The organism is Clostridium intestinale (assembly GCF_035905475.1).
GTDB lineage: Bacteria > Bacillota > Clostridia > Clostridiales > Clostridiaceae > Clostridium_T > Clostridium_T intestinale.
In genome coordinates, this window is sequence record NZ_CP121166.1 from 1355310 (window position 1) to 1367088 (window position 11779).

The following is an 11779-nucleotide window of genomic DNA, read 5'->3' on the forward strand; positions in this document are numbered from 1 at the left end:
ACTAATAAAGAAAGTAATTTAAAATTTAATATTTTTAGGAGTAACTTTCTCTATTAGCTTTATTATAGCCCTAAATTTTTACATTTATTCAAATAATCAAATATTTATTAAAATTTAATTTTTATGTAATAATAATTTATAATAAAAGGAGTATAGTATAATTATATCATTTTTAGGGGGATAATCATGAAAAGAAGGTCAAAAGCAAGAAAAAAGAAAAAAATTATAGCTAGGTATGTAGTATTTTGTTTATTATTAGTAATCGTTGGTTTTTTTAGTGGTAAATACTTGTTAACAAAGTTTTATTCTCCAAGTAGTCAAGAAGAAACAGTTCTTGCTGGAAACTCTTCTACAGATGAAAAAGATTCATCTAATGACGATTCAAAATCCAATTCAACTGATAAAGATACCAAGTCTTCTAATGAAGAAGCGAACAACAATATTAAAAATGGAGATAAATCTCCTTTAAACCAAAATAATCTACAAGAAATAGATCCTATTTCTGATAGTAAAAAAGTTAAGGACATGCTAAAATCAGGAGTTTATACAAGCAAAGAAAAGAAAATCGCTTATCTAACTTTTGATGATGGTCCTTCAGTAACTGTTACTCCAAAAATTTTAGATATTCTAAATCAAAATAAAATCCATGGGACTTTCTTTATTGTGGGTAGTGAATTAGATAAGTCAGATAAAGCAAAAGATTTATTAAAAAGAATAGTAAATGACGGGAATACTTTAGCTAATCATACTTATTCTCATAACTATAAAACTCTTTATCCAGGTGGACATGTTAATGCAGCTGCCTTTATGGATGAAGTTGAAAGAACAAACAAACTAATAACTGATGTTGTTGGAGAAAAACACAAGCCTAGAGTAGTTCGTTTTCCTGGTGGACACGCTTCTTGGAAGGGTACTGAAGAAGTAGACAGACTATTAGATGAAAAGGGTTATGTTTATATAGATTGGAACTCCTTAGTTGGAGATGCAGAGGGCAAGCATAGAAATAAAGAGGAACTTATTCAAAGATTTAATCAAACCAAAACTGAAAATGCCAAAAATGGAGATTTAGTTGTGCTTATGCATGACACTTACGGAAAAGAATCTACTGCAGAAGCTCTTCCTCAATTAATAAATGAATTGAGAAATGAGGGTTATGAGTTTCATACCTTAATGTAATCTATAAAGATGATTATTTCAAATAGTAATCATCTTTTTTATTTTCTTCAACTTTTTTACAGCATATTGAGACATATTAACCATTCTAGCCTATTTTTTCTTTACATATTTTATTGAGTTATACTTAATTATTTTATATAATTAAATATAACTATAAAAGGAATTAAAAGAGTAGAATTTGAATGAGGTGAAACTGGATGAATGCTAAACATATAGATCCCTTTGTAGAATCTTTTGTTAATGTGATGCCGCAAATAGGTTTATGTAATGTTGAAAAAAAAGGAATAATACTTAAAGATAATTTTATATCAAGTCCAGGAGTTATGATTGTTTTAGATATAATTGGTGATATTAAAGGAAATGTTATTTACGGAACAACTGTAGATAATGCTAAAAAAATTGCTTCTATTATGATGATGGGTATGCCTGTAAATAACTTTGATGAATTAGCTCAAAGTGCCATATCAGAACTTACTAATATGCTTACAGCCAATGCAGCCACTAACTTATCTTCCCAAAACATTTCAATAAACATTTCAACTCCAACCTTAATTGATGGAGACTTTAAGTCTAACTCAGACTTAGCAAAATTAATATCTGCTGAATTGGCAATAGATAATATGGATTTTCAAGTTAGTATTTCTTTGGATCATGGGTATATAAATTAAGCTATAATAGTGGAGAAAAATTTCCACTATTTTTTATTTTATAAATATCTTTCCTAAAGTTTAAATATTCATATAAAATGAAAAATTTACATTATTTTATTATAATTTGTTGTATTTTTGTTATATTATAGAAATAAGTGAGTATATATAATATTATTAATGATGAATTTAAGTTCATACATTAAAATATTTGCTTTAGGGGGTTATAATATGGATAACATCGTAGAAACATCTTATATTATAGAGAACAATGGGATATTAGAATATATAAGTGAAGATTTTTTATGTTTATCAGATTTTAGTAGAGAGGATCTAATTTCAAAAAAAATTTTAGATGTATGGGACAATAAACTTAAAATTAATATAAAACTTGAAACTCTAGGTGAAGTACAAGAAGCCTTTCTATTTACTAAAAACTTAGAGGTTAGATTTGTAGTTATTACTAGAGCCAAAGATAAATTAACGGATGGAACTAAATATTCTATCTCCGAAATACCAGAATCAAGATTTGAGCATAATAATATGTATTTAGAAGAAATATACAAATCCAATATATCTGGAATAGCTGTATATAGTATACCAAACATGATACTTATTAAGGCAAATGAGAAGTATTTGGATTATCTTGAGGAACCCTTTAACAATAAATATATAAGCTTTGGGAAAAAAATTGAATATATAAATACAGGATGGAAAGGCAGCCAACTAGAGAAAACTTTTAAAGAGATCATTGATACTAAAAAAACAGTTCAAATTAAAGAATATCTTCATAAATGTTTCCATAAAGATGCAACATATTGCGATTTAATTATCACCCCCTTATGTGCTAGTGGTGAACTAAAATATTTAGTGATAAATACTTTTGATGTTACTACTCGGGCATTAAATAGGCTAAAAATTTCCGAACAGTTAAATACAATAAAACTTAAAAACTTAGAGCTTATAAAAAAAGAAGAGGAATTAAACCTAAAAAATGAAACATTAAACTCAATATTAGACAATATTTATGATTGTTTAGCAGTTATAGATGGTAATGGTAGATATTTAAGTTTAAGCAAAACTTTAAGAGATTATATTTACTCAACAACAAATAAAGACCTTACGTATATTGGCGAAACTTTAGATAACGGTTCTGAATACTATGACATACATGGCAACCTACTTTCAAAAGAGGATTTACCAGTTTCGAAAGTCATAAAAGGAATAACAGTAAAAAATCAAATAGTTTTAGTAAAAAAAGATGATAAAAATTCTTATTTAAATTTTACTGCAATACCTATTTATAAGGATAAAGATAATATAAAGTTCTGCATATTAGTTTGCTCCGATGTTACTAAAACCTTTGAATATGAGGTTCAATTAAATATAAAAAATAAAACTCTTCTAAAAGCAGAAAAAGAGAAAAACCTTATTTTAGAGCAGTCTATGAAAATAAAAGATGACTTTCTTTATTTTATTACGCATGAGTTTAAAACACCTATGTCTGTAATAAACTTAGCTATACAAGCAATAGAATCTATTTGTAAAAATGATCTTACTCTTAGAATAAATAATTATTTAAAAGTAATTAAGCAAAATACCAATAGGCAACTAAGATTAGTAAATAACCTTCTAGAAGTTACAAGAATTAATTCTGGTTATATTAAAATACACGAAGATACCTTTGATATTGTATATGTACTAAATTCTTTAGTTAACTCAATACAACTATACGCAAAACAAAAAAATATACACCTTATCTTCATATCGCACATCTCTTCAAAAAATGTATTATTAGATGAAGAAAAATTAGAAAGAATTTTATTTAATCTTTTATCAAATGCTCTAAAATTTACTCCAGAGGGTAAGTCTATTACAGTAAATTTATCTTCAGAAGTTATATCTAAAGAAGAATTACTTGTTATTGAAGTTAAAGATGAGGGCATAGGGATACCTAAAGAAAAACAAAAAGTTATTTTTGAACGTTTCGGACAAGTTGATAGTAGTTTATCGAGTCAAGCAGAAGGGACAGGTCTCGGACTTTATCTTGTTTGTCTGTTGGTTAAAGCTCTTAATGGAAACTTGAAATTAGAAAGTGAGTTAGGAAAAGGGAGTACCTTCACAATAAAATTGCCCATTAATTCGTCTGTACCTAAAGAAAACTTTAATGATTCTTTTGTCTCAAGCGATAGCAGAATAATACAAGCTACAGAAATTGAGTTTTCGGATATTTATTTCTAACTTATACAGATAACTTGACATATTTATCTTTAGAAGGTAAAATTTTATTGTGCACTAGGGGAGCTATTAAGGCTGAGATGAATTTATTCAGACCCTTGAACCTGCACTGGGTAATGCCAGCGAAGGGAAGTGAGAAGTAATATGAAACTTAATCTATCTTAGATTAGTTATTAGATTATTAACTCTTTTCGAAGTGGTATTATCACTACTGCTTTGAAAGGAGTTTTTTTATGCAATTTTCTGAAAGATTATTTTTAAAAGGAAAACCTATATGGAATTCTTGTTTAGAGCATCCATTTTTAAATGAGCTAAGCCAAGGTATACTTCCAGAGGACAAGTTTTGTTTTTATATAAAACAAGATTATGTTTATTTAATAGACTATATAAAATTATTTGCTTTAGGAATGGTTAAATCTAGTTCACTTAAAGATATGCAAGCTTTTTCAAAATGTGCACATACTATAGTAAATATTGAGATGGATGGTCATATCGAGTTTGCTAAAAAATTTAGTATATCAAAAGAAGACTTAGAAGGTACAGAACCCAATTCTAGCAATCTATCTTATACTAAATTCATGCTGCAAGTATCAACAGAAGGCGGTCTTCCAGAACTTACTGCTGCTTTGCTTCCATGTATGTGGAGCTATGCTTATATAGGTAAAGCTTTAATCAACAATAAAAAAGCATTAGCACATCCTCTTTATAGGGAATGGATAATGACATATGCAAGTGAAGAGTATAACAATGAAAATAATTGGTGTATAGAGCTTATGAATAGAATATCAGAAGGATTGCCTGAGAGGCAACTACTAAAATTAGAAGAAATTTTTGTATTATCCTCTAAATATGAGTACATGTTTTGGGATTCATGTTACAAAAAAGAAAGTTGGAGCATTTAGATGAAAGCCTTAGAAATAGAAAATCTAACATTTAAATATAATGATACAAATAAGCTAATCCTAGAAGATTTATCTTTTAATATTAATAAAAATGAGTTTATAACAATAATAGCGCCAAGCGGCACAGGTAAAAGTACTCTTTTTAGACTTATTTTAGGCCTTCTAAAACCTAACAGTGGCTCAATAAGAGTTAGTGATATCAAAGGTAAAAATATAATAGGATACATGCCGCAAAAGGATTCTTTAATGCCTTGGAGAACAATCTTAGATAATGCTGCTATAGGTTTAGAGCTAAATGGACTTAGTAAAAAAGAAGCTAGAAATAAAGTTTCTACATATTTTGAGAGCTTTAACTTAAGAGGCACAGAAAATCTATATCCTCATGAATTATCTGGTGGTATGAGACAAAGAGCTTCTTTTTTAAGAGCGATAGTTAATAATCCTTCATTACTTCTTCTTGATGAACCATTTTCTTCATTAGATGCTCTAACAAGGAGAAAAATGCAAACTTGGTTACTAGATCTATGTCAAAAAGAGAAAAATACTGTTTTTATGATAACACATGATATAGATGAAGCCTTACTTTTGTCAGATAGAATACTAATATGTACAGAGCTTCCATATACAAATTTAAAATCCATAGATGTAAGATTACCTAGACCTAGGAATTATGATACAACTTTGACTCAAGACTTCTTAACTTTAAAAAAGCAAATTTTAAATATTTTAGATAGTTTTGAAAACATTAAGGAGGAGTTTTAAAATGACTATTTTTAAGAAAACTTTCCTCCCTTTTATTATTGGAACCTCTATACTCTTAGCTTGGGAGTTTTTAGTGCCGTTTTTTGATATACCAAACTTCATTTTACCAAGATTCTCAAAGGTAATAGAAGCTTTATGGAATCAAAAGGAGATATTATATAAGCATTCATTAGTAACTTTAGGAGAAGCATTATTAGGTCTTAGTATATCAGTAGTAATAGGTGTATTCTGTGCTTTTTCTATATATTCTTCTAAAAGTATTAGTAAAATATTATATCCTATTATTGTGATTTCTCAAACCATACCTATAATGGCCTTATCGCCAATTATGGTAATGTGGTTTGGATATAGTATATGGTCAAAGGTTTCGGTTGTTATTTTATTTTGTTTTTTCCCAATTGTAGTTAGTACCTTAGATGGACTAAATAGTGTAGACAAAGATTTAGAAGATGTCTTAAAAGCATTGGGGGGAAGCAAAACCCAAATATTTATAAAACTTCACATGAATTCAGTACTACCAAACTTTCTAAGTAGTTTTAAAATATCAGCAACCTACAGTATTGCTGGTGCCAGTATAGGAGAGTGGTTAGGTTCTGATAAGGGACTTGGAATTTATGTAAAAAGAGTAGCTGGTATGCTTCAATCGGATGCAGTTTTTGCTGGTATTTTGGTTTTATCCTTTTTAGGATTGTTTTTGTTTTCAATTGGTCTTTTATTGGAAAAGATTTTATTAAAATATAGAAGAGGAGATTCTGTTAGGTTGTTATGAAAAAATAGCTTAACATTTCGTAGAATTACTCGTTCTTTGAAAATTATATAAGTTTGAATAAATTTTTGTATGGCAAATAAGCCTACAAAAAGTTAGATTTTTGCAGGTTAATCAAAGATATTAAGTTGAGATTAAGCAGCGACAAACCAAGATTTACGATCAATGCTATTGCTAGCGAAGCCTGCAACTTCAGCAGGTGTGAGATTATTTAATGAACCATGAGGCCTAATGAAATTATAGTGAAAGACAAATAAGTATATTAAGTTATTTGCTTTCTCAAAAGAGTTAAACCCTTTTTTAGCTTTATACCAAGCTTTAAATGTTTTGTTAAAAGACTCAATTAAATTGTTTGATATGTCGCTAGACATAGGAGCAACAGGCACATGCTTGTTTTCGCCCAATAGCTTCGCTACAGCTTGGTTATATGAAGGTAGTCTATCAGTTATAAAGTTTGATGGCATTCCAAATTGTTTAGCTTGGTTTACTAGTGTAAATGCTGAATCCTCACTACGTGATTTGGTTAGATGAAAAGCTAAAATAAATCTCGTTTCAGAGTCAATAGCTAACCATAAATAATAGCGTTCACCATTTATAAAGACCACTGTTTCGTCAGCATGCCAATCGTCAGATTGGAGATCTAGCTGCTCTTTAAACTTATCAGCTTTTTGTTTGAAAAAAGGTGCAAACTTTTGAGTCCAACTAGCTATTGTGACATGAGAAACCTTTATATTTGAAGTTACGAAAAGGAACTGTGAAATAGTTCTTGTTGATGAGTTGTTTAAAAAATATAAAGTTAATGCAGTCAGAATAGTATGGAGTGGAAAACGCATACCTTTCATAGAAAGGGAACCGGTTAGGTTTTCACTGGAGGCATCATCTATATTTAGGTTATGGTGATGAACAATGATATGATTGCACTTCTTATTACCACATTTATAGCGATTATAGTGTTTATAGATGTGATGCAAGAAAGTTGCTTTACCACACTTTGGACATCTTGGATATTTAGATGTTACCCGCTTTCTGACGGAGTCAGGTGCGAATTGTCGCTTACACTTTTTACATTGATATTTTTGATTAGCCTGCTTATCTAAACCAAACTTATATAGTTGGTCAGAGTTACAACGAGGACATTTTACTTTTGTTTTGTTCATTGCGCTTCTCCTTTCAAGGGGGACATTTAGTTCTAGTCAAACTTATTGTATTTCCTAGGATTGAGAAGAGCAATGTTCATATAACTTAACAGAACGGAAGAGGAATAAAGGAGAATACTTATGAAATTAAAAAAATTTAGTCTTATTTTATGCTTAATCATGTTAGTAAGCTTTACGTTATTGTCTTGCACTAAAAAAGATTCAGAAAAAAATACTGATAACTTAACTGAAATGAACATACTTCTAGATTGGTATCCAAACGCAGTTCATTCTTTCCTATATGCTGCAGAAGAGCAGGGATACTTTAAAGAAGCTGGCTTAAAAGTTAATTTAATAACTCCAGCTGGTACAGAAGACGGGATTAAGCTAGTAGCTACTAATAAAGCTGATTTAGCTATAAGCTATCCAAAACAAGTTATTTTATCTAGAGGAGAAGGAATCCCTGTTAAATCTGTTGGAGCAATTGTTAGAAGTTCTCTAAATCAACTTATGGTTCGTAAAGATTCTGGAATTAAAACTTTAAAAGATCTAGAAGGTAAAAAGATAGGTTTTCCTTCTTTTGAAATTGATAAAGAGACAATTAAAGAAATGGCTAAAAAGGCTGGCGCAGATCCTTCAAAAATAGATTTTGTAGATGTTGGCTATGATTTAATGGCATCTATGCAAACTAAAAGAGTAGATGGAATTATAGGCGGATATATTAACCATGAAAAGATACTTTTAGAAAAAGAAGGTATAGACCTTTTAACTTTTAATCCAGTAGATTATGATGTACCTAATAACTATGAATTAGTATTTATCTCAAGTGATGATTCCTTGACTAAAAACAAAGACAATATCGAAGCCTTCCTAAAGGCTGCAAAAAAGGGATATGACTACACGGTAGCTAATCCTAGCAAATCATTAGATTTAGTTCTTAAAATTCAAAATGAAAGTTTTCCATTAGAAGCGGATATAGAAAAACAAAGCTTAGATATATTAATGCCTTTAATGGAAGATAAATCAGGAAACTTTTTAACACAAGATGAGGAAAACTGGGAAAAAAATATTAAATGGTTAGAAGATAAAAATTTACTTAAAGGTACAATAAATCCTAAAGATGTATATTCTGAACTGACAAAATAAAAAATAGGAGATAGTTGAGCTATAAGTTTCAACTATCTCTTATATATTTCACATAAACTTTACATAGTTATCACATTCGTGAAACATCATAATGATTTAATATATATGTACGTGAGTAATATTTTTTATGATCCCCCTCATAAATATATATTAATAAAAAGCAATTAGAAACAATAACTAATTGCTTTTTATATTTTGAAAATAAAATAATATAAATTATGTTATAATTAATGTAAAAGATTACTTAAAAGGAGATTTACTATGGGATTTTCAAAAGAGTTTTTATGGGGTGGAGCAACTGCTGCTAATCAATATGAAGGTGGTTATTATTCTGATGGTAGAGGATTAGCTACTTCTGATGTTATAACAGAAGGTAATTTACACACTCCAAGAAGAATTACATTTAAGCTTGAAGATGGAACTACCTCTTCTGTTCCACGATTTGATGCTTTACCGGCAGGGGCTATTGGTTATATTGACAAAGACTTTTATTATCCAAGCCATGTAGCAACTGACTTCTATCATCATTATAAGGAAGATATTAAATTACTTGCAGAAATGGGTTTTAAGTGTTTTAGAATGTCTATAAGTTGGACAAGAATTTTCCCTAATGGAAATGAAAGTGAACCAAATGAAAAAGGATTAAAATTTTATGATGAAGTATTTGATGAATGTTTAAAATATGGGATAGAACCTGTAGTTACTATATGTCATTTTGATATTCCTAAATACCTAGCTGACAAAATGGATGGATGGTTAGATAGAAGAGTTATAGACTACTTTGTAACCTATTCAGAAACCTTATTTAAACGTTATAAAAATAAAGTTAAGTACTGGATGACTTTTAATGAAATTAATTTATTAAATGGATATACAACATTAGGTACTAGAAACACAGATGAACAAACTCGTTTTCAAGCAATTCATCATGCATTTATAGCTAGTGCTAAAGTTGTGAAATTAGGACATGAAATAAATCCCGATTTTAAAATTGGAATGATGTTAGCTTATATATTATCCTATGCAGAAACTTGTAATCCTCTAGATGTTCAAGAAGATATTTCTGGCTCTAGAGATCTTAAATATTTCTTTAGCGATGTACAATGTAGAGGTTATTATCCTTCCTATAAACTAAAGGAATTTGAAAGAAAAGGTATTATTATAAAAAAAGAACCTGGAGATGATGAGATACTTAAGGAGGGAACCGTTGATTATTTAGCTTTTAGTTATTATAACTCTCATGTATCTTCTTCTAATAAAGATTTAGAGACTACTGAAGGAAACATATTTAGAGTAGTTAAAAATAAGTATCTTAAAGAATCAGAGTGGGGCTGGCCTATAGATCCAGTTGGAATAAGAGTTTCTTTAAATTATTTATATGATAGATATCAACTTCCTTTATTTATTGTTGAAAATGGTTTAGGTGCTACAGATGTAGTTGAAGCTGATGGTTCAATAAATGATGATTACAGAATCAAATATTTAAAAGAACATATAGAAGAAATGAAAAAAGCTGTTGAAATTGATGGTGTTGACTTAATGGGCTACACACCTTGGGGTTGTATAGATCTAGTATCAGCTGGAACTGGTGAAATGAAAAAACGTTATGGGTTTGTTTATGTTGATATGGATGACAAAGGAAACGGAACTCTTAAACGTAGTAAAAAGAAATCCTTCGGATGGTATAAAAAAGTAATTGCTTCAAATGGTGAAGATTTAGAAATGATTTAATATAAAGTAGGATCTATTCCTACTTTTTTCTATTTTCATTTATGCTATAATTAGCCTTAAGAGGAAGTGATTAATTAATGATTTCTTTATTAGAAAAATCCATAATTATTGCAACAAGGGCTCATAGTGGCCAATTTGATAAAGGTGGAAATCCCTATATTCTACATCCTTTAAGGGTAATGCTTTCTTTAGATAATGATGAGGATAGGATAGTCGGAATACTTCACGATGTATTAGAAGATACAAGTATAACTTTACGACATTTAGAGGATAATGGGTTTCACGGTGAAATAGAAATTCTTGATGCATTAGTTAGCATCACAAGAAAATCAAATGAGTCTTATAAGGACTTCATATTAAGAGTTAAATTAAATCCTATAGCTCTTAGAGTAAAATTAGCTGATCTTAGAGACAATATGGATATCTCAAGAATTAATAATCCAACTGAAAAGGATTTTGCAAGAATAGAAAAATATAAAAAAGCATATAAGCTTTTAACTGATTAAATTAAAATAATAATGGGATATTTCCTAAATAATTAATCAGAAATATCCCAAAACTTTCTAACTATTTTTTGTAGTTTTCTTTTATGCTTACCTTTGCTTAAACAAAATTTTTGAGCGTCCTTATTATTTTTACAAGAATTTAATTTATTATTCTCGCTTTGATTCTATATCTTTTGTTATAATAATTAGATAAAGATGTAAAATTTAATATTAGGAGGAAATTATGAAGCTACTTTATAGAATTCTATTTATATTACATTTAATCATTGGAATTGGCGCTATGTTTGGTGGACTAGCTGCTATTACCAATCCTAATAATCCCGTTGGAGTACCAACTTCAATTCTTAAAAACTCTCCTTTTTCTAACTTTTTGATACCTGGCATAATCTTATTTACAGTTATTGGTCTTGGAAATCTTTTAAGTGCATTAACTCTTTCTTTAAAGTCTAATTATCAAGGATATATAAGCAGTACTTTTAGCTGGGCTTTGGTGATTTGGATTATTGTACAGTGCATTATGCTTGGAGATATTGTTTTCTTACATGTTCTATTTTTTACACTAGGATTAATCCAAGCCATTTTATCAGCCATTATACTATTTAATAAAAATCAATTCCCAGCTAATATAATTAATAACTTTTTATCAAAATAATTTGATTAAATCTAATGTTTTTAAAAACAACTGATAAAATTTATTGGTTGTTTTTATTTGCTTATATATTAAGTATTAAAACCCTTTACATCCATCTGAATATATTGGTAAAATAGT

At 28.9% G+C, this 11779-nt stretch carries 11 protein-coding genes and 1 riboswitch; of the genes, 10 read left to right on the forward strand and 1 reads right to left on the reverse strand.

The features are described from left to right. Positions 1-186 precede the first annotated feature (186 nt). From P8F83_RS07040 to P8F83_RS07065, 6 genes are all read left to right on the forward strand, one after another. Entirely contained in the window at positions 187-1176 is a 990-nt protein-coding gene (locus P8F83_RS07040; protein ID WP_326514048.1) for a polysaccharide deacetylase family protein, read from the forward strand. 197 nt (positions 1177-1373) lie between these two features. Continuing rightward, positions 1374-1844: a chemotaxis protein CheX gene (locus P8F83_RS07045; protein ID WP_073016242.1), complete on the forward strand. Its 471-nt coding sequence runs from the start codon at positions 1374-1376 to the stop codon at positions 1842-1844. Positions 1845-2054: 210 nt separating this feature from the next. Then, positions 2055-4064 (forward strand): sensor histidine kinase, encoded by a 2010-nt coding sequence (locus P8F83_RS07050; protein WP_326514049.1) that lies wholly within the window; start codon positions 2055-2057, stop codon positions 4062-4064. A 46-nt stretch (positions 4065-4110) separates the two neighbouring features. Beyond that, positions 4111-4209: riboswitch (TPP riboswitch) on the forward strand. 85 nt (positions 4210-4294) lie between these two features. Next, entirely contained in the window at positions 4295-4963 is a 669-nt protein-coding gene (gene tenA / locus P8F83_RS07055) for a thiaminase II (protein ID WP_326514050.1), read from the forward strand. After that, a complete protein-coding gene (locus tag P8F83_RS07060; protein WP_326514051.1) occupies positions 4964-5725 on the forward strand; it encodes an ABC transporter ATP-binding protein in 762 nt (253 codons plus the stop codon). A 1-nt stretch (position 5726) separates the two neighbouring features. Next, positions 5727-6494 carry an ABC transporter permease gene (locus tag P8F83_RS07065; protein WP_326514052.1) on the forward strand — a complete coding sequence of 256 codons (768 nt, stop codon included), beginning with the start codon at positions 5727-5729 and terminating at the stop codon, positions 6492-6494. 131 nt (positions 6495-6625) lie between these two features. On the opposite strand, the gene P8F83_RS07070 is transcribed toward P8F83_RS07065, so the two are convergent. Further along, positions 6626-7648: an IS6 family transposase gene (locus P8F83_RS07070; protein ID WP_326511720.1), complete on the reverse strand. Its 1023-nt coding sequence runs from the start codon at positions 7646-7648 to the stop codon at positions 6626-6628. A gap of 120 nt (positions 7649-7768) precedes the next feature. Between P8F83_RS07070 and P8F83_RS07075 the strand changes: the two genes are divergently transcribed. The 4 genes from P8F83_RS07075 (at position 7769) to P8F83_RS07090 (ending at position 11662) form a co-directional block, all read left to right on the forward strand. Beyond that, complete coding sequence (locus P8F83_RS07075; protein WP_326514053.1) at positions 7769-8773, forward strand: ABC transporter substrate-binding protein; 1005 nt, start codon at positions 7769-7771, stop codon at positions 8771-8773. A gap of 261 nt (positions 8774-9034) precedes the next feature. Beyond that, positions 9035-10504, forward strand: a complete 1470-nt coding sequence (locus P8F83_RS07080; RefSeq protein ID WP_286906245.1) for a family 1 glycosylhydrolase — start codon at positions 9035-9037, stop codon at positions 10502-10504. Positions 10505-10581: 77 nt separating this feature from the next. Next, the gene (locus tag P8F83_RS07085) at positions 10582-11010 is read left to right on the forward strand and encodes a GTP pyrophosphokinase (RefSeq protein WP_326514054.1); all 429 of its coding nucleotides are present in this window, start codon (positions 10582-10584) and stop codon (positions 11008-11010) included. 223 nt (positions 11011-11233) lie between these two features. After that, entirely contained in the window at positions 11234-11662 is a 429-nt protein-coding gene (locus tag P8F83_RS07090) for a hypothetical protein (RefSeq protein ID WP_073016227.1), read from the forward strand. Positions 11663-11779: the final 117 nt, after the last annotated feature.

Bases quoted from the DNA above. Each gene is read 5' to 3' on its own strand.
- P8F83_RS07040 (WP_326514048.1), top strand. From the start codon at position 187: ATGAAAAGAAGGTCAAAAGCAAGAAAAAAGAAAAAAATTATAGCTAGG.
- P8F83_RS07045 (WP_073016242.1), top strand. From the start codon at position 1,374: ATGAATGCTAAACATATAGATCCCTTTGTAGAATCTTTTGTTAATGTG.
- P8F83_RS07050 (WP_326514049.1), top strand. From the start codon at position 2,055: ATGGATAACATCGTAGAAACATCTTATATTATAGAGAACAATGGGATA.
- tenA (WP_326514050.1), top strand. From the start codon at position 4,295: ATGCAATTTTCTGAAAGATTATTTTTAAAAGGAAAACCTATATGGAAT.
- P8F83_RS07060 (WP_326514051.1), top strand. From the start codon at position 4,964: ATGAAAGCCTTAGAAATAGAAAATCTAACATTTAAATATAATGATACA.
- P8F83_RS07065 (WP_326514052.1), top strand. From the start codon at position 5,727: ATGACTATTTTTAAGAAAACTTTCCTCCCTTTTATTATTGGAACCTCT.
- P8F83_RS07070 (WP_326511720.1), bottom strand. From the start codon at position 7,648: ATGAACAAAACAAAAGTAAAATGTCCTCGTTGTAACTCTGACCAACTA.
- P8F83_RS07075 (WP_326514053.1), top strand. From the start codon at position 7,769: ATGAAATTAAAAAAATTTAGTCTTATTTTATGCTTAATCATGTTAGTA.
- P8F83_RS07080 (WP_286906245.1), top strand. From the start codon at position 9,035: ATGGGATTTTCAAAAGAGTTTTTATGGGGTGGAGCAACTGCTGCTAAT.
- P8F83_RS07085 (WP_326514054.1), top strand. From the start codon at position 10,582: ATGATTTCTTTATTAGAAAAATCCATAATTATTGCAACAAGGGCTCAT.
- P8F83_RS07090 (WP_073016227.1), top strand. From the start codon at position 11,234: ATGAAGCTACTTTATAGAATTCTATTTATATTACATTTAATCATTGGA.